At 31.9% G+C, this 22,624-nt stretch carries 25 protein-coding genes and 1 riboswitch; of the genes, 10 read left to right on the top strand and 15 right to left on the bottom strand.

Translation table 11 applies throughout. The features are described 5' to 3' along the window. The first annotated feature begins 194 nt into the window (after nt 1-194). Nucleotides 195-1,538 carry an adenylosuccinate lyase gene (purB, locus tag KO504_RS05380; RefSeq protein WP_215925301.1) on the top strand — a complete coding sequence of 448 codons (1,344 nt, stop codon included), beginning with the start codon at nt 195-197 and terminating at the stop codon, nt 1,536-1,538. A 13-nt stretch (nt 1,539-1,551) separates the two neighbouring features. Continuing rightward, on the top strand, nt 1,552-1,779 hold the full coding sequence (locus KO504_RS05375; protein ID WP_215925300.1) for a hypothetical protein: 228 nt from the start codon (nt 1,552-1,554) through the stop codon (nt 1,777-1,779). A 56-nt stretch (nt 1,780-1,835) separates the two neighbouring features. Here the strand turns inward: KO504_RS05375 and KO504_RS05370 are convergent, their stop codons facing one another. The 4 genes from KO504_RS05370 to KO504_RS05355 form a co-directional block, all read right to left on the bottom strand. Continuing rightward, entirely contained in the window at nt 1,836-2,381 is a 546-nt protein-coding gene (locus KO504_RS05370; protein WP_215925299.1) for a DUF4252 domain-containing protein, read from the bottom strand. A gap of 95 nt (nt 2,382-2,476) precedes the next feature. Continuing rightward, nucleotides 2,477-3,100 (bottom strand): DUF4252 domain-containing protein, encoded by a 624-nt coding sequence (locus KO504_RS05365; protein ID WP_252723623.1) that lies wholly within the window; start codon nt 3,098-3,100, stop codon nt 2,477-2,479. 25 nt (nt 3,101-3,125) lie between these two features. Beyond that, nucleotides 3,126-3,617: a hypothetical protein gene (locus tag KO504_RS05360; protein ID WP_215925298.1), complete on the bottom strand. Its 492-nt coding sequence runs from the start codon at nt 3,615-3,617 to the stop codon at nt 3,126-3,128. Next, nucleotides 3,604-4,113 (bottom strand): RNA polymerase sigma factor, encoded by a 510-nt coding sequence (locus KO504_RS05355; protein WP_215925297.1) that lies wholly within the window; start codon nt 4,111-4,113, stop codon nt 3,604-3,606. Before KO504_RS05355 ends, KO504_RS05360 begins: the two co-directional genes overlap by 14 nt. Before the next feature lie 223 nt (nt 4,114-4,336). On the opposite strand from KO504_RS05355, the gene KO504_RS05350 reads away from it, so the two are divergent. Continuing rightward, the gene (locus tag KO504_RS05350) at nt 4,337-5,842 is read left to right on the top strand and encodes a S41 family peptidase (protein ID WP_215925296.1); all 1,506 of its coding nucleotides are present in this window, start codon (nt 4,337-4,339) and stop codon (nt 5,840-5,842) included. A 62-nt stretch (nt 5,843-5,904) separates the two neighbouring features. On the opposite strand, the gene KO504_RS05345 is transcribed toward KO504_RS05350, so the two are convergent. Together KO504_RS05345 and KO504_RS05340 are read right to left on the bottom strand one after the other, a co-directional pair. Beyond that, nucleotides 5,905-6,951: a YncE family protein gene (locus KO504_RS05345; RefSeq protein WP_215925295.1), complete on the bottom strand. Its 1,047-nt coding sequence runs from the start codon at nt 6,949-6,951 to the stop codon at nt 5,905-5,907. A 10-nt stretch (nt 6,952-6,961) separates the two neighbouring features. Beyond that, nucleotides 6,962-8,812: a TonB-dependent receptor plug domain-containing protein gene (locus KO504_RS05340; RefSeq protein WP_215925294.1), complete on the bottom strand. Its 1,851-nt coding sequence runs from the start codon at nt 8,810-8,812 to the stop codon at nt 6,962-6,964. A gap of 29 nt (nt 8,813-8,841) precedes the next feature. Further along, nucleotides 8,842-9,080, bottom strand: a riboswitch (cobalamin riboswitch). A 190-nt stretch (nt 9,081-9,270) separates the two neighbouring features. On the opposite strand from KO504_RS05340, the gene KO504_RS05335 reads away from it, so the two are divergent. From KO504_RS05335 to KO504_RS05320, 4 genes are all read left to right on the top strand, one after another. Then, nucleotides 9,271-10,416, top strand: coding sequence for an ABC transporter substrate-binding protein (locus KO504_RS05335; RefSeq protein WP_215925293.1), 1,146 nt, complete (start codon nt 9,271-9,273; stop codon nt 10,414-10,416). An 88-nt stretch (nt 10,417-10,504) separates the two neighbouring features. Then, nucleotides 10,505-11,527 carry a FecCD family ABC transporter permease gene (locus KO504_RS05330; RefSeq protein WP_215925292.1) on the top strand — a complete coding sequence of 341 codons (1,023 nt, stop codon included), beginning with the start codon at nt 10,505-10,507 and terminating at the stop codon, nt 11,525-11,527. A 12-nt stretch (nt 11,528-11,539) separates the two neighbouring features. After that, nucleotides 11,540-12,166 carry a hypothetical protein gene (locus KO504_RS05325; RefSeq protein WP_215925291.1) on the top strand — a complete coding sequence of 209 codons (627 nt, stop codon included), beginning with the start codon at nt 11,540-11,542 and terminating at the stop codon, nt 12,164-12,166. Further along, nucleotides 12,166-12,960, top strand: coding sequence for an ABC transporter ATP-binding protein (locus KO504_RS05320; protein ID WP_215925290.1), 795 nt, complete (start codon nt 12,166-12,168; stop codon nt 12,958-12,960). The genes KO504_RS05325 and KO504_RS05320 overlap by 1 nt, the downstream gene beginning before the upstream one ends. 58 nt (nt 12,961-13,018) lie before the next feature. Here KO504_RS05320 and KO504_RS05315 read toward each other — a convergent pair whose 3' ends face one another. Continuing rightward, nucleotides 13,019-13,582: an adenylosuccinate lyase gene (locus KO504_RS05315; protein ID WP_215925289.1), complete on the bottom strand. Its 564-nt coding sequence runs from the start codon at nt 13,580-13,582 to the stop codon at nt 13,019-13,021. A 39-nt stretch (nt 13,583-13,621) separates the two neighbouring features. Between KO504_RS05315 and KO504_RS05310 the strand changes: the two genes are divergently transcribed. Together KO504_RS05310 and KO504_RS05305 are read left to right on the top strand one after the other, a co-directional pair. Next, nucleotides 13,622-14,095 (top strand): heme-binding domain-containing protein, encoded by a 474-nt coding sequence (locus KO504_RS05310; RefSeq protein WP_215925288.1) that lies wholly within the window; start codon nt 13,622-13,624, stop codon nt 14,093-14,095. 72 nt (nt 14,096-14,167) lie between these two features. Further along, complete coding sequence (locus KO504_RS05305; RefSeq protein ID WP_215925287.1) at nt 14,168-15,400, top strand: glycosyltransferase; 1,233 nt, start codon at nt 14,168-14,170, stop codon at nt 15,398-15,400. 23 nt (nt 15,401-15,423) lie between these two features. On the opposite strand, the gene KO504_RS05300 is transcribed toward KO504_RS05305, so the two are convergent. From KO504_RS05300 to KO504_RS05270, 7 genes are all read right to left on the bottom strand, one after another. Beyond that, a complete protein-coding gene (locus KO504_RS05300; RefSeq protein ID WP_354667386.1) occupies nt 15,424-16,014 on the bottom strand; it encodes an RluA family pseudouridine synthase in 591 nt (196 codons plus the stop codon). A gap of 332 nt (nt 16,015-16,346) precedes the next feature. After that, on the bottom strand, nt 16,347-16,532 hold the full coding sequence (locus KO504_RS05295; protein ID WP_215925286.1) for a hypothetical protein: 186 nt from the start codon (nt 16,530-16,532) through the stop codon (nt 16,347-16,349). Between the two features lie 329 nt (nt 16,533-16,861). Beyond that, entirely contained in the window at nt 16,862-17,701 is an 840-nt protein-coding gene (locus tag KO504_RS05290) for a DUF6503 family protein (protein WP_215925285.1), read from the bottom strand. Nucleotides 17,702-17,776: 75 nt separating this feature from the next. After that, entirely contained in the window at nt 17,777-18,511 is a 735-nt protein-coding gene (locus KO504_RS05285; RefSeq protein WP_215925284.1) for an SDR family oxidoreductase, read from the bottom strand. Between the two features lie 7 nt (nt 18,512-18,518). Then, entirely contained in the window at nt 18,519-19,322 is an 804-nt protein-coding gene (locus KO504_RS05280) for a haloacid dehalogenase type II (RefSeq protein ID WP_215925283.1), read from the bottom strand. 39 nt (nt 19,323-19,361) lie between these two features. Then, nucleotides 19,362-19,964 carry a TetR/AcrR family transcriptional regulator gene (locus KO504_RS05275; protein ID WP_215925282.1) on the bottom strand — a complete coding sequence of 201 codons (603 nt, stop codon included), beginning with the start codon at nt 19,962-19,964 and terminating at the stop codon, nt 19,362-19,364. Nucleotides 19,965-20,098: 134 nt separating this feature from the next. Further along, nucleotides 20,099-20,773, bottom strand: a complete 675-nt coding sequence (locus tag KO504_RS05270; RefSeq protein ID WP_215925281.1) for an SIR2 family NAD-dependent protein deacylase — start codon at nt 20,771-20,773, stop codon at nt 20,099-20,101. A gap of 151 nt (nt 20,774-20,924) precedes the next feature. Between KO504_RS05270 and KO504_RS05265 the strand changes: the two genes are divergently transcribed. Beyond that, nucleotides 20,925-21,584 (top strand): TrmH family RNA methyltransferase, encoded by a 660-nt coding sequence (locus KO504_RS05265; protein WP_215925280.1) that lies wholly within the window; start codon nt 20,925-20,927, stop codon nt 21,582-21,584. A 152-nt stretch (nt 21,585-21,736) separates the two neighbouring features. Here KO504_RS05265 and KO504_RS05260 read toward each other — a convergent pair whose 3' ends face one another. Beyond that, nucleotides 21,737-22,537, bottom strand: a complete 801-nt coding sequence (locus KO504_RS05260; protein WP_215925279.1) for a carboxypeptidase-like regulatory domain-containing protein — start codon at nt 22,535-22,537, stop codon at nt 21,737-21,739. Nucleotides 22,538-22,624: the final 87 nt, after the last annotated feature.

Below are 22,624 nucleotides of genomic sequence, written 5' to 3'. Positions count from 1 at the left end.
TGTTAAACTTATAAAACATGAGCTAAGATTGAATTATTTTATAAAGCATCTGGTTTTAGAAGTTGAATTTTAGAAAGTTAAGTGCTAAAAACTAAAGAAGGTAATGCTTCTAGAAACTTTAAAAACTCTTAATTCAGAACGGCTAACTCTTAACTAACTTTCTTATATTTGATGCTTCAAAAAAATCAACATAAATGGCACTTTCACCTCTTAATGCAATTTCACCAATTGATGGTAGATACCGATCTAAAGTAGAAAAATTAAAAGATTATTTTTCAGAAGAAGCACTAATAAAATATCGTGTTTTAGTAGAAATCGAATATTTTATTGCGCTTTGTGAATTACCATTGCCACAATTAGAATCGGTTTCAAACGCTGTTTTTGAAGATTTGAGAGCTATTTATAAGAATTTTACAGCTGTTGATGCTTCTGCAATTAAGGACATTGAAAAAGTAACTAATCACGACGTAAAAGCTGTTGAGTATTTTATTAAGGAAAAATTTGAAGCATTAGGTTTATCGGCATATAAAGAGTTTATTCATTTTGGATTAACGTCTCAAGATATTAATAATACAGCAATTCCTTTAAGTATAAAGGATGCCATGAATGATGTATACGTACCTGAATATCGTTCATTATTACAAAAGATAGAAGATTTGGCAAAAGATTGGGCAGATATCCCAATGTTAGCTAGAACACATGGTCAGCCAGCTTCACCGACACGTTTAGGTAAAGAGATTGAAGTTTTTGCAGTAAGATTAAAAGAGCAGTTTAACTTATTAAACGATGTGCCTAGTGCCGCTAAATTTGGTGGAGCAACAGGTAATTTTAACGCTCATAAAGTAGCTTACCCTAATATTGATTGGAAAGCCTTTGGAACTAAATTTGTACAAGAAAAATTAGGTTTACAGCATTCATTTCCAACCACACAAATAGAGCATTACGATCATGCAGCAGCATTGTTTGATGGTTTAAAACGTATAAATACCATTATTATCGATTTAGATAGGGACATTTGGACGTATGTATCGATGGATTATTTTAAGCAAAAAATTAAAGCTGGTGAAGTTGGAAGTTCAGCAATGCCACATAAAGTAAATCCAATAGATTTTGAAAATAGTGAAGGTAATTTAGGTATTGCAAATGCTATTTTTGAACACCTATCTACAAAATTACCAATTTCTAGATTGCAACGTGATTTAACGGATAGTACGGTTTTAAGAAATGTTGGTGTGCCTTTTGGACATACACTTATAGCCTTTAAATCTACAGTTAAAGGCTTAAATAAATTATTGTTGAATGAGTCTAAATTTGCTCAAGATTTAGAAAATAATTGGGCTGTGGTTGCAGAAGCGATTCAGACCATTTTAAGACGTGAAAGTTACCCTAATCCTTATGAAGCTTTAAAAGGGTTAACAAGAACTAATGAAGCGATTACCCAAACGTCTATTTCAAATTTTATTGATACCTTAGAGGTTTCTGAAGCTATTAAATCTGAATTAAAAGCTATAACACCAAGTAATTATACCGGAATCTAATTGTTTTAGACCTGTGAAATTTATACCAACAACTAAAGATAGTATTGCTTTAACAGCAGTAACCATTTTAACCTTAAGCATGTTTGTTTCAGGTTTATTAAATGTGTTAGACTATCTTATTGTTAAAACGGTATTGCTTATAGGTTTTGTATTGCTTTTTATTTTTGCTCTTGGTTATGCTTTAAAAAATGAAACCAAAAAAAATCATCCAGAAGACAAGCCTCAGGATGATTCTTATTAACATTTAAATACATACCAAATTAAATTCTATTTGGTTTGTGTCAGTGTATTCAAATTTTATTTAAAAAAGTCAGTTAAACTCTTTAGGTTTGAGTCTTCAAAATTGGCTTGCTCTAAAACAGAACTTAAAGTCATAAGTTTACCGGCATTCATATTATCACCTAAAATTCTTGCAATCATAAAGCCTTTATTTTCAATGTTTCCAAATATGATGAGTTCATCTATTTGATCTATTTCACCTAGAAATTTTACTACAAATTTTCCGTCAGTTGTATTGCCTCCACGTATTAATTCTTCGTATTTAGGATTTTTTAAAATGGTGTTTACCTTTTCTAATTCTAGCTCATATTCTGAAGCATCTGTGTCTTCTTTCATGTAGGTAAGCACATTTAATTTATCTACAGAATTGTATGCTTCTTTCTGTTCTTCAGTCATGTCTACGTCTTCAACATTAACTAAACTTGTTGGGACATCAAATGAAGCAAAGCCAGGCTTTAACTCGTTATCTACGTAATAGGTTTGTAATGAAGTCTCTTGATTACAGCTGGTAAAAGCTGTAACCAAAAGCAACATTACTATTGATTTTTTGATTGATTGTTTCATGAGTTTATATTTTTGTTTTTATTATGGACTCATGCGGTTTGCGATGTGTCATTTGATTAAATGATTAAGGCTTTTAGCATGCTTATCTCATAATTTTAGTTTTTCTTTTCGCCTGCTTTCTTTAGCTGCTCACCACCTGGAATATCCATTTGGTTAGTGATTTTTGATACTTGTCTTAAGTCTATATTGCCAGTTAAGGTCATTACTACAGTTTCAAACTCACGTTTTTTACCATTAATTTCGATATTTTGATCTTTAGTCAATTCTTTTAAACCTGTAATAAACATTAATAATTCCTTTACATGGTTATCGTCTTTTCCTTCTTTTACATAAAATTTTACGGTTTGGTCACCATCTTTAATACGCATAAGTTCTTCTAATGCAGATGATTTTAAATATTTTGCAACCGTTGCATTCATGTCTGCCGCTATTTTTGTATCTCCGGTAGTGAATACTTTAAAACCTGTAATATTGTTTGCCATTTCAGCATATTCTTTCATTTCTGGGTCATCTATATCTATACCCATTGTAGCTAACATTTTAAACATTTTCCCATTAAGAATAACAGAAGCTACTCCTTTTTGGTCTTCATATTTATCAAATACACTTTGACTAAATCCAGTTACTGATATAAGCATTGCTGCTACGATGACTACTATTTTTTTACTCATGGCTGTTTTATTTTTTAGGTATTCGTGAAAATTTTTTAAATTTTTCATTGTTCTTGTTTTTAAATTTTGATTTCTAATTCTTTAATAATTTGTTTGTTGTTTCACTAAATTCTGTGATATGATTGGCTTTTTCAAGACCAACATTAAAATTTTCTGAAGCTAAGCTTAAGGTTTTTAAGCTAGAGGCTCCGTCGTTAAAATTATTTGAAAGCATTGCTAAAGCTTCTTTTGCTTCCAAATACATTTGTTGTTCCTCTGGCGAATAATCTGCTAGAGTTTTTGGCCCGCTATTCCAATTTGGAATAAAGAAACCAAGCATAAGAATAGCCACAGCTGCGACAGAAATCCATTGATACAATTTTGTTTTCTTAGTGTTTAATGGAACGTCTTTGGTGTACTGCTCTTTTTTTGATTCAGAAAAGTATTGAAACATAGGCTTGTAATGCTCTAAATGTGGTGCCACATTGTCGCTTAAGAAATACGCTTTTAATTCTGCTTCTTCCTTTAGCGTTGTCTCTGCATTGTTATACTTTTCTAGTAATGTTTCTATATTATTTAATACCATGTTGATGTGTATTAGTTAATTTTTCTCTTATTGTTTTTCGTGCTCTTGATAAATTAACGCGTATTGCGGTCTCGTTCATGTCTAGCATTTTTGCTATTTCTGCAAAATCGTATTCTTCAATATCTCTTAATTGCACTATTATTTTTTGTTGTTCAGGAAGGTCTTCCATTATTTTAGAAACCCAATCCACACTGTCCTTAGCTTCTACTTGTTTTTGTAAAGAGGTGTTATTATCCGTGTAATTACTATGAACAATTTTTAAATTCTGCGCTTGTTTTGATTTTAAACGATCCAAGCAAAAATTCTTGGTCATGGTCATTGAAAACGCTTCTACATTTTTATAGTCACCAATCTTTGTTTTATTCTTCCATAATTTTAACAATATTTCTTGTGTAGCATCTTCTGCTTCTTCACGAGATACTAGTAATCGTTTCGCTAAACGAAAGACTTTATCCTTAAATGGCAACACGATTTCTACAAAATCAGTTTGTTTCATTATTAGTTTGATTGATTGGCGAAAACAATTATTAATTGCCTTCTACTGTTACGACGATACACTTTAGATTTTGTTACAAAGTTTTTTTATTTATAATAATGTCAGTAAATTTAGAGTTTTACATTTATATGTAAACTACTGCTATTAAAAGAAAAAATTAAATATGAGAAATTTAAAAAGTTGTTGCGAACACATCATACATGCCTGTGTCGTGAGAAAAAAAATGAAAGTTTTACTACTGGCATGTTTGATGTTAGTTTCAGTAACCAGTTGTTTTGAAGATGCTGATGATAATATCATTAGAGCTTCTACATTAGATATTAATGACTTTGTATGGAAAGGCATGAATGCCGTTTATGTGTATAAAGACAATATTCCTGATTTAGCAAATGATCGTTTTGACTCAAGTGAAACTTATACTGAGTATCTAAATAATTTTTCTTCACCTGAAGATTTATTTGAAGACTTACTTTATTTGCCAGACGATGTTGATGAGTTTAGTAGAATTTACCCTAATTATTACGATTTAGAGCAATTACTGCAAGGCACAAGTCTTAGTAATGGGATGAAATATGGTTTAGTACAATTGCCAAATACGGCTAATGATATCATAGGCTATGTACGTTATGTTTTACCTAATTCTGATGCTGCTTCAAAAGGAATTACAAGAGGGATGATTTTTAATACAATTGATGGGACCATTTTAACCTCAGGCAATTATGGAAATTTATTGAGTTCTACATCTTATACTGTAGGTTGGGCTAACTATGATAATAATGGAACACCCGAAACACGAGCAGATGATATTATTACAAGTAATGGTGAGTCTGTGTCAATTACAAAAACAGAGTATACTGAAAACCCTATTTTAACTCACAATGTATTTAATATTGATGGGAATTCTATAGGTCATTTAATGTATAACGGCTTTAGAATAGGAGATGCCAATCTTAATGAGCTTAATGCTGTTTTTGCTGAATTTCAATCATCAGGTGTTTCTGATTTAGTTTTAGACTTACGTTATAATGGTGGAGGAAGTGTGAGTACCGCTATTTGGTTGTCATCAATGATTACTGGTCAAAATACTGGAGACATCTTTTTTAAAGAAAAATGGAATAGTGAAATTCAAGCGGCTAGAGAACAAGATGATCCAGAATCTCTTATCAACCGATTTGTAGATGAAATGGTTAAACGAAACACAAATAATGAAATAACCTATCAGCAGCCTATTAATAGTTTAAATCTTAATAAGGTTTATATTATTACCACAGGAAGTAGTGCTTCTGCAAGTGAATTGGTTATTAACGGGTTGTCTTCTCATATCGAAGTGGTTCAAATTGGTTCAACCACAAGAGGTAAACCTCAAGCATCAGTGACTATATATGATTCTGAAAATTTAGGTAGAGAAAATGCTAATCCAAACCATACGTATGCCATGCAACCTTTAATTTATGAAGCAGAAAATTCAGCTGGATTTTCAAGTTATTACGATGGTATTGGTCCAACAGAAGGCTTTGGTATCACAGAACTCTATGAAGACCTTGGACAACTTGGTGATGTTAATGAACGCTTGTTAGCAGAGGCTATTGCAGATATTACAGGTTTTGGTCGTTCAGCAATTTCTGCGCAACGACCATTAAAACATTTAGACCAAAAAAATATTGAAAATCCCTTTCTCTATGATATGGTAGATGATCGTCCTATAAACAATAATTTTTTACAGCCATAAAATGAAAAAGCCGCTTCTACAAAATGTAAAAGCGGCTTTTTTTTGCTTATTAGAAACTATATTTAATTAAAATATATTTTTGAAGCAACCACAGGTGCGTTAAAACTATTTATTAACGTATGGCTAGCTTCGTCAAAAATAAACAACTGACCTGCACTGCTGTAGTCTACAGCATCTGCAAAATACAAACGGTCATCTTTTGCAGCCATTCCATACAACGTAATAGCTCCTGTTGAAAAAAGAGGTGTTGTTGTTACAGCAGTAGCATCATCTGTTATACTTAAAACTGAATTTCCAAGGTTGTAATAAAGATTTCCATTTAAATACATCATCAATTCAGGATGTTGTCCATCTGAAAACTCTAATGCTGTAGATACCGTATTTGTTGTCATATCTATTTTAGTAATTGCAGCCTTAGTTTCGTCTCCTGTCCAAGCTGGCTTTCCACTACTTAAAACTACTAAATCGCCATTGTCATTCACAATCATTTCATCTGGGTTATCATGTACAGTAATTGTAGTTGCTAGAGCATCTGAAGATGTATTTATCACTGAAACAATATTATTTGTACCATAAGCTCCTTTATGAGACACATATACTGAATCGTCTACAGCTAAAATTTGCTCTGGACCATTACCAACAGCTATAGTGTTGATTATCTCATTAGAAGTTAAGTCTATCACAGCAACAAAATCATCAGTTTCATCAACAGGATCTCCCCAATTAGATACATAGCCTTTACCATTTGCAAAAGCAATATATCTTGGTGTTAATAATCCTGTAGAAATCGTCGCTAATTTTTCAAAAGTATAACGGTTAACTACAGTAATTGTACCTGCATCTACTACAATATACGCCTTGTCATCATTAAAGCCTAAAGATTGTAAATACACACCTGTTGCTTCATTATTAACATTAAAATAAATTTGGTTTTCTGATGTCATTAAATCTTCAGAAATAAAAGAAATAGAAGACGGTCCGCCTTCGCCACTAACTATAATTCCATTTTCATAAGCACCCAAAGGTTCAGAAGATGTTGCATCATCGTCGCTAGAACAGGACACGATTAATAATGACATTGCAAAAATTGATAAAATGATTTTTTTCATTGTACTTGGTTTAAAATTTATATTGAATTTGAAAATTAAAATTACGATCTGGCATGGGTCTAAATGCCACGTTCTCGTATACGGTATTAAATAGATTGTTCACTTTTAAGCTTATATCTATTTGTTGTGAATTTGTTTTAAGGAGTTGATAATTTAATCCCAAATTGGTTAGTTGATAGGCTTCTACACTGTAAAATCTGCCAGATAAGTTTTCTGGAGTTGTATATACTTCTCCGGTGTATAAGTGCTGAAGAAATAATGACATCCGTTTGTAAGCATAAGCTAAGTTTATATTGGCTTTATGGTAAGGCACATAAATTAATTGTTTGTTGCTTTCTAAATCTTCTGAAATGTTATACGCATAATTGAATTGTAGTGATAGATGGTGTTCCTTAATTTTTTTAGAAACATCTAAGCTTGCTTCTGCACCATAGTTTTGTGTTTTAGCAACGTTTTCTGGACTCCAAAATCCTGAAGTATTAGGTTTCCATTGGATAAGATCGGTGGTCTTTATATAAAAAGCGTTTAGATTAAGTTTAGCATTTTTATATGTTATGTCTTGTCCTAAGTCAATTTGATAAGAATTTTCGGGGACTAAATCTAAATTACCTCCAGGCTGCCAATACAAATCGTTAAATGTAGGTACACGGTAGTTTTTAGACCCATTTAGTTTTAATTTATAATTGTTGGAAACCTCATAGGCTACATCAAAAGAAAACAACAACGGACTTTCAAAACCTGAAGTTAGATCCTGTCTTAAATTTAACCCATATTGCCATTTCTTATTAGGAGTATATTGAAGTAATGCTGTCGTTGAAAATTCTTTCCGGTTAGGATCACCAAAACTACTTCCACTGCCTTCGTAATAATTATAAGATACTATCGGTTTCAATTTTAAATCCGTTAATAAATCAATATCTGCCGTATAGTTAATGAGGTAAGTATTTACCTTTCCGAAGGTATAATTCTCCGTGTTTTTATTTCCAAAATATTTAAAGTGCTCTTGTAAATGTGCTACTTTTAATTTCGAAAATGCTTTATCACCTTGACGCGACCATTCTAACATGGTTCTAAAATTTTGATCCTCGTATTTAGCTAAAGAAGGTGAACTTATGGTTCCAGAAAATTCGCGTTCTCCTAAAAACGTTTGATGATAAAGTTTTAAGACATCTTTATTGGATAAGACATAACCGACGTTAGCATTAATACTTCCATTGTAATACGCTCCGTTTGTATTGCGTTTGTCTGTATTTAGGTATTTATAATCATTGTCAGAATCAATATAATTCAGCCCGATATTAAAAGACCATTTGTCTTTGCCATAAGACGACAAATAACTGAGATTTTTAGTGTTATAACTTCCATAAGATAAGGTTACAGTATTGTCAAAATGAGGACTAAAACTTAAGGTGTTATTTAAATGGATACTACCACCAATGGCACCACTACCATATTGAACGGATCCACCACCAGAACGTATCACCACATTTTTAAAATTACTCGTATTAATGGTATTAAAATCCGTTTGCCCCGTGAGTTGCGAATTAATAGAAATCCCATTCCATATCACTGCCGTTTGTGAAGCATTAGTGCCTCTAAATGACGGAGAAGATACCATACCATAACCATTCTCTTTAAAATAAAGATTGGAATTAAAACGTAAAATATCGGTAAATGAGCTTCTATTTTGTTGAAGTAAAGAATCATTAAGCACAGTCACTTTGTAGCCATGAGCAAAGCGCTTTAATTTCACATCACTTAATACAACTTCATCCAGTTTCTGAATAGAATCAGTGGATGTTTGTGCCTTAGCAACGCTACCAAATAATAGCAATAAAAATAAGAGTACTACACGTATCATTCTGCAATCACTTTTATCCCGAAAGTTTGATTTTTTTGTTGAATTAGGCAGGTCTCCTGACTTGCGTCTTGCTATTGGTCTTCCCATCCCTAAGTTTTAGGACAGTGACATTGAAGGTAATAACAAGCATCACACTAATGTGACTAAGCTTACAGTTGCGGGAACAGTACAAGAATGAAGAGTTCCGGTTTTTAATCGTGCCTCTTTTCACTTGATTCCCTTTTAATCTAATCGGTTAACGACTAGAACCTAATTTCGGCGCAAAAATAGAATAAGTTATGAGATTAATCGTCCTTTTTCTTATTCATTTTATAGATTAAATAAATGAAGCCGATTAAAAAATGTGCAATGATTATTCCTGCAACGATATATAGTGTTAAATTTGAATCGTCTCTCATGACTGTAGTTTTAACAAAGTTAAAAATTCAATACTTAAATATTAGTTACAAAGGTTACATATGAAAATCATTAAGTTCTTAATTCTTCTGCTTATCGTTAGTGCATGTAAAAATGAAACTAAAAACGACAACAGTTTACCACAAACGAAAACAAAAGACAGCGCTTTAAAATATGCTGAAGGTTTTAAAATTTCGCAATCAGATCATAGTAAAACAATAGAGATTACTAAGGCATGGCCAGAGGCAGAAAAAACATATACCTATTTATTACTTACAAAAGAGCAAGCTGCAAAAACCACTTATAATAAAGCTGATTATGATGGTGTTATTATTACACCAATTACTAAAACGGTGGTGACATCTACGACTCATATTCCGGCATTGGAATTATTAGGAGTTGAAGAAACCTTAATTGGTTTTCCTAGTACAGATTATATTTCTTCAGAAAAAACTCGAAAATTAATTGAAGAAGGAAAGGTTAGAGAGTTAGGGAAAAATGAAGGTATTAATACAGAAGTATTGTTAGAACTCAACCCCAATGTGGTGGTTGGTTTTGGGGTAGAAGGTGTAAACAAAACTTTTGAAGTGATTAAAAAAGCTGGTATTCCAGTGATTTATAATGGAGATTGGGCAGAATCTTCTGCTTTAGCAAAAGCAGAATGGATAAAATTCTTTGGAGTACTTTTTAATAAAGAAAAAGAGGCCGATTCTATATTTAATACCATTGAAAAAGAATATTTAGCAGCTAAAGAAATTGCAGAAAAAGCAAAAACAAATCCGACTGTTTTAAGTGGAGCTATGTACAAAGATGTATGGTATTTGCCTAAAGGTTCTAGTCCTGAAGCTCAATTTTTAAAGGATGCTAATGTAAATTACCTTTGGAGTGAAACAACAGGAAATGGCAGTTTATCTTTAAGTTTTGAAGCTGTTTTAGTCAAAGCTAAAGATGCTGATTTGTGGTTAAGCCCTTCGTATTATGGTAGTTTAGAGCAGTTAGAAAAAGCAAACCCGCTTTATGCTAATTTTAAAGCTTTTCAAAATAAAAGTATATATACATTTGTCAATAAAAAGGGCGGAACAGGAGGAGTTTTATATTACGAATTAGGAACCGCAAGACCAGATTTAGTGTTAAAAGATTTAATTAAAATTGCGCATCCAGAATTACTCGTTGATTATACTCCTTACTTTTTTGAAAAATTAAAATAGCATTAAAGACAGGGCGACACGTCTTTGTAATAAGAGTTTAATTACAAATGTAGAGATGCTTTATTCTTCAGAATGCGAAAACAAACAAATGAAAATTAGCCATACATATTCATTTATTATTCTAATCGTAATTTTACTATGCTGCTTTGTGCTAAACATTAGTTTAGGTTCTGTAAGTATTCCATTTTCTGAAGTTTTTGGAAGTCTTTTTGGAAATATAGATAATATGACTTCGCAGGTAATTATTACAAAAGTGCGGTTGCCAAAAGCCATTACGGCAATTATGGTGGGTTCTGGTTTGGGAATTTCAGGATTATTAATGCAAACGTTATTTAGAAATCCTTTAGCAGGTCCTTTTGTTTTAGGAATTAGTTCTGGTGCTAGTTTGGGTGTTGCTTTAGTGATTTTAGGTTCTGGACTGTTTGGCGGATTGTTTGCAACGGCTTTAATTTCTAAATGGAGTATCGTTATTGCGGCAAGTTTGGGGAGCTTTTTAGTGCTTTTAGCAGTTTTGGCAGTTTCAAGTAAAGTAAGAGATACAATGGCAATTCTTATTATAGGCTTAATGTTTGGAAGTATTACAGCAGCTGTTGTGAGTGTGCTTTCTTATTTTAGTTCGGCAGAACAATTACAACAATATATCTTTTGGGGATTTGGTAGTCTAAGTAATTTATCTTGGGAAGAGATCTTAATTTTCTTTGGCATTTATAGTCTAGGAATTATTCTAAGCGTTTTTTCTATTAAGGGGCTGAATGCTTTGTTATTAGGCGATAACTACGCAAAAAGCTTAGGTTTGTCTTTGAAATCAAGTAGATTCATTATTATCTTTGCCACGAGTTTAATTGCCGGAACCATTACCGCATTTGCTGGTCCAATCGCATTTATCGGTTTGGCAATTCCGCATTTAACTCGGCAAATATTTAAGACCTCAAATCATAAAATATTATTGCCTGCTGTGTTTTTATTTGGAGCTATTGTAATGCTTATTTGCGATAGTATAGCGCAAGTTCCAACAAGTGATTATATGTTACCCATTAATGCAATTACGGCTTTAGTTGGTGCACCTGTGGTAATATGGTTATTAGTAAGACAGCGGAGAATGATGTTTTAGTTTATTTAAAACATGATAATAGAAACTGTAAATTTCTGGAAGATAAATACAATTAAGATTAGTTTTATTGCATTATCATTTTCAGTATTGTTAGGCTGTAAAGCGTATCAACCTACTAAAGAACTTCAAGCCGTTTTTAATCTTCAAGAGTTAAAAGATCTTGAAACTATAAGAACCTTTTTTATTAAGGATATTATGGATTTAAAGGAAGAAGATTTTCATTTAACATTTAGAAGTAAAATTGAAAGATTGGAAGCTTCGGGGTTTGCCACAATAAGTCCTAAAAAAATAAAACAATTATTTAATTCTATTTCAAAATCTACTTTTGATGAGATATGGGAAATAAAAAAACAAAAGCGAAGTAGAAACAACGAAGGCTCTTATGAGTATTTTGTGCCTAAACGAAATAGTAAATATTATGACTTTTTAAATCGTGTTACTGAACATAATTCTATGGTCAAGCAATATTATGATACCACAATAAAAGCAGGCGATTTTAATCATTCATCAATGCTAAAATACACCTCTGATAATACCTTAGATTTTGATTTAAAAAACACAAATGTCCAAATTGTAATGGCTATTCATTATATTTCAATTTGTTATGAAAATAATATTGCTAATCAATTAATCTATTAGTGTTACAATCTAAAGACAATATCATTCTTAAAGTAGAGGATTTAGCCATTGGTTACAACACCAAAAAGGTTGAAACTGTTGTTGCCTCAAATATAAATTTTGAATTAGAAAAAGGACAACTTATTGGTTTAGTTGGAGCCAATGGTATTGGTAAATCCACTTTATTGCGTACCTTAATAAAGGTACAGCCTGCTTTGTCAGGTAAAATATTGCTTAATAGTAAAGATTTAAAATCAACATCAACCATAGCGCTTGCAAAGCAATTGAGTATTGTATTAACAGAGCCTTTATTATCTAAAAATCTTTCGGTTTTTGAATTGGTTGTATTGGGAAGACATCCTTACACCAATTGGATAGGTAATCTTTCTGAAGACGATTTAACTATCGTTAATAATGCGTTAGAGTTAGTTAATATTTCTGAGTTAAAAGATGAAAAATGTTATGAGCTTAGCGATGGTCAGTTGCAAAAAGTAATGATTGCTCGTGCTTTAGCTCAAGATACAGATGTTATTGTTTTAGATGAACCAACAACACATCTCGATATGTATCATAAAGCATATATATTAAAATTGCTTCAAAAATTAACTAAGGAAACAGGTAAAACCATTCTGTTTTCATCTCATGAGATTGATTTGGCTATACAATTATGTGATACCATGATTGTAATGCAAAAGGATAAAGTCGTGTGCAATCAACCTTGTCGTTTAATTACTTTAGGGGTTTTTAATTCGCTTTTTCCAAAGGATTTAATTGTTTTTGACAATACATCAGGAAGTTTTAGAGTCTCTAAATAGTTTCAGTTTTTAACTTGGCTTTTTTGTGGTTTTGCAATAAATTTTTGTTGCTATAGTACTAACGTTTAATTTTTTTTAAAATCTGTTTGGCACGAGCTTTAAAACCTGAACTTTGTAATTGGAAATCACGCTCTAAGATAATTGTCAATTCAGGGTGTATCCAACCATATTCAAGTCCTAGTAAGTATAGCGCATTCATTGCATAAGCTTTTGGTGCAATTTTTTGATCACTAATCATCCAATCAAAACAAGCTTCTGTGATTTTTTCTTTATGTGTTTCTGTTAAATGGGTTTTAATTAAATGATCCGTTTTAGAATAGTTGGCTTTAATGAGGTATTCACAAATTTTGGCAACAGGTCTAACGGCTGGATCTAAGTGAACTTTTGATATGTTTTTGGTAAATGTGTTAAGATGTGGAATAATAGCCTCTAGTTTTTCACCACACATAAACTCAAAAACCCAAGCCGCTCTACATGATATTTTGTCATCTACATCAAATAAAATTTCTAAAAGAGGTGTAATTACTTCTGGGTTATCAATAACGAGATAGGCATATTTTAATCGCTTTTCGCGTGAATGATTTACATAATTTAATTCTTTATAGAGTTCTGCTTTGGTCAATAGAAAATGATTAATTTAGAAGTCTAAAATTAATTAAAAATGAAGATTCTCAAAAAAATAGGCGGTTTACTTTTAGTTGTATTTATAGTTGCTCAGTTTTTTGGGCCAGAAAAAAATGAGGGTGATCTAACTTCGGTTGCAGCTTTTTTTGAGGAGACTAATCCACCAGATGATGTAAAAATGCTTCTAAAAAATGCGTGTATAGATTGCCATAGCGATAGTACACGTTACCCATGGTATAGCCAAATAACACCTATTAATTATTGGATGGCAGATCATGTAAAACATGGTTCAAAACATTTGAATTTATCTAAATGGAATGATTATGATGATAAAAGAAAAGATCATAAACTCGAAGAATTGATTGAAATGGTTGAGTCTAGAGAAATGCCTTTAGATAGTTATACTTGGGCGCATAGCGAAGCTAAATTATCGCAAGAGCAAATAGATGCCATGGTTGCTTGGGCAAAAATGGCACGTTTAAACTATGTGTTTTTAAAAGAACCTCAATAAACTAATATATCATAAAACGTCACTACTTTTTACTCTTACCTTTGTAGTGATACAGTTTTTTAGAATTTTCTCATGAGAAAAAAAATACTCATTATCGGTTTTGTTTGGCCAGAGCCTAAAAGCTCTGCAGCAGGTAGTCGTATGTTGCAATTGATTGCTCAATTTCAAAAACAAGGCTATGAGGTAACGTTTTGCTCGGCAGCTAAAATGTCTGCTAATACATTCGATTTAAGTCGTATTAATGTTGAAATAAAACCAATTCTATTAAATGATTCATCTTTTGATGCTTTTGTAAGCGCCCTAAATCCCAATCTTGTATTGTTTGATCGTTTTATGACTGAAGAGCAATATGGATGGCGTGTTTTAGAACAATGCCCAAATGCTCTTAGGATTTTAGATACCGAAGATTTTCATGGTTTAAGAAAGGCTAGGGAAGTAGCATTAAAGCAAAATAAAGCTGTTGGCTTAGAGCATTTACAAAACGATACTACTAAGCGTGAAATTGCGAGTATTTACCGTTGCGATTTAAGTTTAATGATTTCTGAAGTAGAGATTGAAATTCTAACGCAACAGTTTAAAATTGACAAAAGTTTACTTTATTATTTACCGTTTTTATTAGATCCTATTTCTAAAGTTGAAATTAATCAGTTGCCAACATTTGAAGAACGCCAACATTTTATAACCATTGGTAATTTTATTCACGCTCCAAACTATGATGCTGTTTTATATTTAAAACAAACTATTTGGCCGTTAATAAGAAAGCAATTACCAAAGGCCGAGCTTCATATTTATGGCGCTTACGCATCTCAAAAAGTAACACAGCTTAATAAACCAAAAGAAGGTTTTTTTATTAAAGGCTTTACTGAAGATGTCAATGAAGTGATGCAAAGAGCTAGCGTTTGTTTGGCTTCGTTGCGCTTTGGTGCAGGATTAAAAGGAAAACTAATAGATGCTATGAAAAATGGGACTCCTTGTGTAATGACAAGCATTGCGGCCGAAGGTATGTTTGGCGATTTAGATGAGAATGGATTTATAGTAGATTGTCCTGATGCTTTTGCAGAAAAAGCAATAGACTTATATTCTAATTATGAGTTGTGGCATACGAAACAGCAAAATGGATTTACAATTTTAAAACAACGATTTAATAAAGAAAATTTAGAAGAAGGATTGAAGTCTAAAATAGAAACGCTTTCTATTAATTTAAATGAGCACCGAGAAAACAACTTTATAGGACAATTATTTATGCATCAATCTATGCAAAGCACTAAATATATGAGCAAATGGATTGAGGCTAAGAATGGTTAATTTTTATTTGTTTTTACTTTTTTCTATTGTAGAACGTCAAATAGTTTTTTAAAGTTTAGAGGGAATTCATCTTTAAGATAAAGGGCTTCGTTTGTAAATGGGTGTGTAAATTTTAAAGAATAGGCGTGGAGGTACAAACCTTTTCCATTTAAAATAAGTAGTTTCTTTCCGTAATCTTTATCCCCTAAAATAGGGTTTCCTATACCAGATAAATGCTTCCGTAATTGATGTCGTCGTCCTGTAAAAGGTTCTAATTCAACGAGATTGAGTTGTCCAAATCTTTGAGAAGAAACGGTTTGATGTACTTTGTAGTTAGATTTACAGGGTTTTTCATCAACTTCAGTTGTAATACTACCTTCGGTTTTCATTTTACCAATTGTAACAGCGTAGTAGGTTTTCTTAATCGTTCTATCTTCAAATAGTTTATTTAAAGCGCGAATGCTGCTGCTTGTTTTTCCTATTAATAAAATACCTGTGGTTGCAAAATCTAAGCGATGAACAGGTTGTGGTTGTGTAGCATCTTCTAAAGGACTTGGTTTTAGATTTTGAATTAATGCATTGGCAATAGTTTTAAAGTGATTGCCGCTAACTAAAATTCCACCTGGTTTATGGATAACAGCTAAATAATCATCCTCAAATAAAACATTCAGTTTAAATATTAATCTCTTCTTTGGAGGCTCATTTTTAGGAACGGATAATGTAATTGTTTCACCACCATTTATATATGTTGCAGAAGTGGCAGTAACACCATTAACAGAAATATAGTTTTTTTTTAGAGCTTTTTTTAAAGCTGATTTTGTGGGAAATGCATTAAAAATTCCAACACCATATTCTTGAAGCCGAATAGAAGCACAGCGTTTGGGTACAATATGTGATTCAGTGGTTTTGATAATCTTATATTGTTGTGTTTAAACTATGTTACTTATTTAGATAAGTTATGATATGTTTATTTACGAGTTTTAAAATTGCCAAAGAATAAAGCTGTTAATAGCAATCCTATTCCAATACCTATAGTAGACCCTTTACCTAAATCGGTTAAATGTATGTAATGAGATAGTATTTGAGAAACAGCAATCATAAATATTCCAATAGATAAAAGTATCAATGTTTTTTTCTTCGTTATTGTTTTCATTTATGTGTGGTTTTGAAATATTAGTAATTCAAAATTAAAATTTGTTACACTGGTACAAAAGTGTTTAGCACAATTGTTCAAAGTTAAACGAAAATGTTAGCTGTTGCAAGTTCAATAGATTAAAACTAAGACATAAAAAAAAGCCATTATTTAATAATGACTTTTTTTGTAAAAATGAACAAAACTATTAATCAAATAGTACTTTATGAGATAGTTTTTTTAAACTATTTTCTAAAAACGCCTTAATTATAGAGGGTTGCTCTATTTTAATAGTAGATGTTCAAATAAGCGTAATCAATTTTCCTTTTTCAATTTATTATTTATAGTGTTTATTTTTGAAAATCTTCTATTTTCAAATTATTGTTAAACGTAATATTAGTCCAATTAACGTGTATCCATGGTAGTTCTGTTACTTCAGCATTCCAATTAGATTTTTTGTACTTTCGTTTGGTTGGAATTAAAATACCATCAATTTTTTCGTATTCCAATCGCATTAAATTAGGAGTTTCCATAGCGCCAAAATCTGCAACAGTAAAAAGAAATTGATCTATTAATTGCGTTTTTTTATTGATATAGATTTGGTAAATATCTGTAGGTTTATCGTTTTCTGAAGTAAAAGATACTTTTACAATATCATAATCTTTTTCATCTATTTTGATATCACCTAGATAGTCATATTGTAATCCAGGGTCTAAAAGTTTGGGCATCATAGCAAACCAATAAAAATTTGTTGGTCTGTTAAAAGCTACACGCTTCAAATAGGTGGTGTCGTTTAGTATGGTTTTATTATGTTTTAGCCAAAACGCTTTACCATCATAACCTTGTTCAATTAATCCTTCGAGATTAGGAAGAGTTCTTTCGTGTTGTGTATAAGCACCGTAAGATAACTCACCGTTAAAGATGTATTTTTCAGTACTCACATCTTTTTTTCCATTTGGAGTTTGGTAGGTGTAGGTGTAAACCACATCTTTTTTATTGAGAAGTGTTTGGTAATTCCCTGTTTTTTGAGTGAGGTTATAAACTAATTCATGTCCTTTATTCTCAAATGTTTTGCTTGCTTTTTCTGTTTTAGTTTCGGGTTTTTTAGCTTCAGTTTCTGTTTTTGAACTGTTAGTATTACAAGCGCTTAAAACTAAGCAGGTCATAATTGTTAGTGTGTGGATTTTCATTAGGTATGTTTTGTTCTAGTGGTTGTTTTAATAAAGTATTTTAAGGGATTGTAAATTTGTTAAAGCTTTTAAATATTACACCAATGCACCATTGGCACCAATAACTTGACCAGAGATCCATTTAGAATCGTCACTAGCTAAAAATAAGACAACTTTTGCTATGTCTAAAGGCTGTGCAAGTCTGTTAAAGGCATTCATATTACTAAGTTTGTCAATAAATTCTTGAGATTTACCTTTCATAAAAAGTTCTGTTTCAGTAGCGCCAGGCGCAAGAGCATTTACAGATATTCCTCTGCCAATTTCTTTAGAAAAGACACGTGTCATTTGTTCAACAGCAGCTTTTGAAGCTGAATACAATGCGTAAGTAGGAAACATTAGTTTTACTGTACTTGAAGAAATATTAATGATATTTCCGTTGTCTGATAACTTGTGATATGCTTCTTGTAAAGTATTAAAGATTCCTTTTACATTAATATCAAACTGTTTTGAAAAATCGTCTTCTGTGTTATCTTTTAATTGTTTTGAAATCATAACACCAGCATTATTTACTAATACATCTACTTTGCCATAAGTTGAAATGGTTTTATCAAATAATTCTGTGACATCTATTTTACGGCTAACATCGGCTTTAATTGCGATTGCTGATCCGTTATTTTTGGTGATTGTATCTACCGTTTCTTTAGCTTCTTTAGAGCTATTGGAATAATTTACAACAACTTTAGCACCATTTTTTGCTAATTGAATAGCAATCTCTTTACCGATGCCTCTTGAAGCACCTGTCACGATGATAACTTTATTTTCTAGGGTCATTGTTGTTTTATTTTAGAGTGATTAATTGTTCCGCTATTAATTTTAAATTTGGTTCGTTAATTTCTGGTGTTGGTGCTAAAGGATATAATTGTGCACCTGGTCTGCTAACAAAAGCACCTCTCCATCCAGCCCAAATGGCACCTGCAATATCCCATCCATGAGCTGCAACTAATAAACATTCGCTTGGTTTAATTTTCATTTTTCGAGCAGCCCAATCGTAAGCATCAGAATGCGGTTTAAATTTGCCCATGGCTTCAATGCTTAAGCGTTCTTCAAAATAATCTAATAATCCAGAATTTTTAAATTGTGTTTCTACACCTTTATTAGAAGAGTTTGTAAACGATACTAATTTATAACCGGCACGCTTTAATTCACCTAAAGCTTGTTTGACTTCAGGGTGTGCAGGCAGTGAGCGTATTGGTCCTAATATAGCTTCTCTTGCATCGCCTTCAGAAATTGTAATGCCATGGTTTGCTGCAACCATTTGTAAAGCTGCTGCACCCACAATTCCAAAGTCATTATATTGTCTTCCTACTGTTTCAACTAATGAATATTGTAGCATAGTAGTAAACCATAATGGTAATAAATCACTTCTATTACCTAAAACCTTACCTACACTTTCTTTCATTGCCGTAAGGTCTAGTAATGTTTCATTGACGTCAAAGAATAAGACTTTTGGGCGAGTTAAATTTTGGGGTGTTACATTTTGATCTTCAGTATTGGCCGAAAACCCAAATTGTGGAATGGTGGCTCCTGCTAAACCTAAAATTGCAGATTTTTTAATAAAATTTCTTCTGTTGTTTGTGGTCATTTTTTTTGTTATAAACATACTATATGGTATGTTTGGTAATTAAGCTTTTAATTGGTCGATATATAGTTGTAGTCCCAAAATATAATCGTCTAAAATATCATCATCATTATATAATTTTCTAATACCTCTGATGCCTTCAAAAGCACTGATTAAATAAATAGCAATAGCATTGTTTGCGTATTTTTTATTGATTGTGTTTTCCTTTTTTCCTCTTTCTATTAAATGAATTAAAGCAGCCTTCCATTCTTCAATAATTCGCTTTAAAGCGATTTGATAAGCTTCTTCTTCATCTGCAATTTCATTAATAAAGTTATTCATTGGGCAGCCGTGCTGCTTATCAAACAATGAAAATGATTTTAATCGTCTTGAAAATGTATCTTCTAAAATTTCTAAAGCATTTCCATCCTGATACAATGGCGTAATCATACCGTCATAAACTCGCTTTTGTATTTTAGAACTAATAACTTCTACACCGAGTTCTTTTTTGTTTTTATAATGATAGTAGAAAGCACCTTTGGTAAGATTAGTTGCTTTCATAATCTTGTCAATACTAGTCGTTTTAAACCCGTTTCTATAGAACAATTTAAAAGACTCGTTAAGAATTACTTGTTTGGTGAGTTCGGATTTTTGTTTTTGTTCCATAACACAAATATATATAAAAAATACTAGTTAGTATGTTTTTTGGTTTGGCTATAGAATTACTCATAGATTATTGTACGTTTAATAACAACTTATATCATTAATCTAGAAGTGAAGTTTTAGGTAAAAACTTTTATTTACTTTAAAAGCTCTATGAGTTCTTTTGTTCCTTCGGTTGCAGATTTGGCAATGACAGTAACTCTGCTATTATTTGTTATGGCTGGTTTTGGGTCAATGTAATAAATTGTAGTGTTTGGTTGTACATAATCTATTAGGCTTGCAGCAGGATAAACTTGCATGCTTGTGCCAATAATGATAAGAATATCTGCGGTATAGCATATATTAATAGCAGTTTCAATCTCGGGAACTGCTTCACCAAACCAGACGATATGCGGACGTAATTGATATCCTTTATCGCACATATCTCCAAGATTAATGTCTTCTGTACATTCTCTGATATCATTTGGATTTCCTGTACTTCTTACTTTTCGTAATTCTCCATGAAGGTGAACAACATTAGTACTGCCGGCACGTTCATGCAAGTCGTCTACATTTTGGGTAATTATGGTGACTTTGTAATCGTTTTCAAGGGTAACTAAATCGTTATGTGCTTGGTTAGGCTTTACTTCTTTTAATTGTTGTCGTCTTTGGTTGTAGAAGGTAAGAACTAATTCTGGGTTGCGTGTAAAGCCTTCAGGTGAAGCCACTTCCATAACATCATGTCCTTCCCAAAGGCCATCTGCATCTCTAAAAGTTTTTATACCGCTTTCGGCACTTATTCCTGCTCCTGTTAATACTACAATATGTTTCATTATATAAAAATACAAGTTTTCTATTATTGTTAAGACCTAGGCCTAGGCAATTTGTTTGTTTTTAAGTTTTTGCAATAGTGCAGCTAGAGGTTGTGTTGTCATTCGTTTAAATGACTGTTAGGTTTTAATTTCATTTTCCTATTTTTGAATTATGCAAGACTTAAAACTTTTAGAATACTTAGAAACGTTTTTAACCGAAAATAGAAGTGAACGTTTTAAAAAAGTATTACCATTTCGCACCAAACATTTTACTGTTGCAACAGAAGATGTGTATCAATTGCATAATACAAGTGCTGTAATGCGATCGTGTGATGTGTTTGGGATACAGGAATTAAATATTGTAGAAGAAGTTAATTCTAAAAGTATAGATCGCGAAATAGCAATGGGGGCTCAAAAATGGGTAGACCTTAATCGGTATACTTCTACTACAGATTGTATAAAAGATTTAAAGGCAAATGGCTATCAGATTGTGGCAACAACTCCACATATTGACGATTGCGAGTTAATAGATTTTGATATTAAAAAGAAGTCTTGTTTTTTCTTTGGAAGGGAAACCGAAGGTTTATCTCAGCAAGTAATTAATCAAGCCGATTGTTTTCTTAAAATTCCGATGGTTGGTTTTACCGAAAGTTTAAATATTTCAGTTTCGGCAGCGATAATACTTCAGCATGTTACAGCACAATTGCGAAAATCTGAAATAGATTGGCAATTGACTGAAGACGAAATTGTAGAAAAACGTTTTGATTGGATTAAGAAAACGATTAAGGATTATGATGCTATTGTTGAGCGGTTTTATGCCAAGAAATCCTAGGTCTAGAACTACATTTGTTATGCGCTAGTATTAATGGAAGCGAGTTTGTTATTGCTAAGCAGTAGAGTAAATTAATTGAGTGTAAGCCTTTGTGATTCGGCTTAATAAGCGTTTTAAATAGGTGATAAGGGTATAAAATGAGTGCTTAAAATTTAGTTTTTCTTAGCACTTGAACGATCTTTACTACGTTTAATTACTTTGTATTCTTCATAACATTCACTAATGGCATCTAAAATTTGAAGATCATTAGCTGTGTTTATAAAATCTTTAGAGTAATTACATTGGTTCACTATTTCGTCTAAATCGAATTTAGTCACTTGTAATAAAACAAGTAGCATTTCTCTGTCAAAGCGCTTTGCTAATTGGTTTCTAATCTCATCATTCTCCTTCATTTTCTTTAGCTTATGCATCTCATTAGGCTTTCGGCCAAACATATTGTATAAGAAATCTGCAGGATTAAAAATAGCACCTAAAACTTTGGTTGCAATATTAGGTTTGCCAGCTTCGTAACCTTGGCCAGGTAAACCAGAAATACGATAACGATTATTAGAGGTTACAGGAACTTGTTTCATATCTACCACTAAGTAACCTGTTAATTCAAGTTGCTTTACAGTAACTTCTTCTAACGCTAAAGCAAGTTCTGTCATTTGGATTTTGGTGTCTCCAAATTTTAACCAGTCATTGGTAACTCTAACTTTAATAGATTTATAACCTAAATAAGATAAATGTAATGTATCGTTAACTTTTGCTTTTATTTCAAATACTCCATCATCGTTTGTTGCAGTTCCTATAACTTGATTGATGTTTACAATATTTGCTTCGCTTAAAGGTAGTTCTGTAGAGGCACTAACAATTGTACCTTTTACTTTAGTAGGCGTTGTTGTGGCTGTGCTGTCTTGACTATAGCTATTAACTGTAGTTAAGCATAAAAATAGAATTAATAAATGGCGCATGTACTTGTGTTACGCAGTAAAGGTAATAAACTAAACGGATTTAACATATTACACATTTATTTTTGACTTAATATTAACTTTTTAGAA

This window comes from Winogradskyella psychrotolerans (assembly GCF_018860565.1).
GTDB classification, from domain to species: domain Bacteria; phylum Bacteroidota; class Bacteroidia; order Flavobacteriales; family Flavobacteriaceae; genus Winogradskyella; species Winogradskyella damuponensis.
This window is presented reverse-complemented; position numbering and strand designations above follow the sequence as displayed.

Coding starts and splice junctions, on each gene's coding strand:
- KO504_RS05275 (WP_215925282.1), bottom strand. CDS start 19,964: ATGGAACAAAAACAAAAATCCGAACTCACCAAACAAGTAATTCTTAAC.
- KO504_RS05340 (WP_215925294.1), bottom strand. CDS start 8,812: ATGATACGTGTAGTACTCTTATTTTTATTGCTATTATTTGGTAGCGTT.
- KO504_RS05285 (WP_215925284.1), bottom strand. CDS start 18,511: ATGACCCTAGAAAATAAAGTTATCATCGTGACAGGTGCTTCAAGAGGC.
- purB (WP_215925301.1), top strand. CDS start 195: ATGGCACTTTCACCTCTTAATGCAATTTCACCAATTGATGGTAGATAC.
- KO504_RS05335 (WP_215925293.1), top strand. CDS start 9,271: ATGAAAATCATTAAGTTCTTAATTCTTCTGCTTATCGTTAGTGCATGT.
- KO504_RS05345 (WP_215925295.1), bottom strand. CDS start 6,951: ATGAAAAAAATCATTTTATCAATTTTTGCAATGTCATTATTAATCGTG.
- KO504_RS05350 (WP_215925296.1), top strand. CDS start 4,337: ATGAAAGTTTTACTACTGGCATGTTTGATGTTAGTTTCAGTAACCAGT.
- KO504_RS05370 (WP_215925299.1), bottom strand. CDS start 2,381: ATGAAACAATCAATCAAAAAATCAATAGTAATGTTGCTTTTGGTTACA.
- KO504_RS05365 (WP_252723623.1), bottom strand. CDS start 3,100: ATGAAAAATTTAAAAAATTTTCACGAATACCTAAAAAATAAAACAGCC.
- KO504_RS05270 (WP_215925281.1), bottom strand. CDS start 20,773: ATGAAACATATTGTAGTATTAACAGGAGCAGGAATAAGTGCCGAAAGC.
- KO504_RS05280 (WP_215925283.1), bottom strand. CDS start 19,322: ATGACCACAAACAACAGAAGAAATTTTATTAAAAAATCTGCAATTTTA.
- KO504_RS05330 (WP_215925292.1), top strand. CDS start 10,505: ATGAAAATTAGCCATACATATTCATTTATTATTCTAATCGTAATTTTA.
- KO504_RS05265 (WP_215925280.1), top strand. CDS start 20,925: ATGCAAGACTTAAAACTTTTAGAATACTTAGAAACGTTTTTAACCGAA.
- KO504_RS05325 (WP_215925291.1), top strand. CDS start 11,540: ATGATAATAGAAACTGTAAATTTCTGGAAGATAAATACAATTAAGATT.
- KO504_RS05295 (WP_215925286.1), bottom strand. CDS start 16,532: ATGAAAACAATAACGAAGAAAAAAACATTGATACTTTTATCTATTGGA.
- KO504_RS05260 (WP_215925279.1), bottom strand. CDS start 22,537: ATGCGCCATTTATTAATTCTATTTTTATGCTTAACTACAGTTAATAGC.
- KO504_RS05290 (WP_215925285.1), bottom strand. CDS start 17,701: ATGAAAATCCACACACTAACAATTATGACCTGCTTAGTTTTAAGCGCT.
- KO504_RS05310 (WP_215925288.1), top strand. CDS start 13,622: ATGAAGATTCTCAAAAAAATAGGCGGTTTACTTTTAGTTGTATTTATA.
- KO504_RS05360 (WP_215925298.1), bottom strand. CDS start 3,617: ATGGTATTAAATAATATAGAAACATTACTAGAAAAGTATAACAATGCA.
- KO504_RS05355 (WP_215925297.1), bottom strand. CDS start 4,113: ATGAAACAAACTGATTTTGTAGAAATCGTGTTGCCATTTAAGGATAAA.
- KO504_RS05305 (WP_215925287.1), top strand. CDS start 14,168: ATGAGAAAAAAAATACTCATTATCGGTTTTGTTTGGCCAGAGCCTAAA.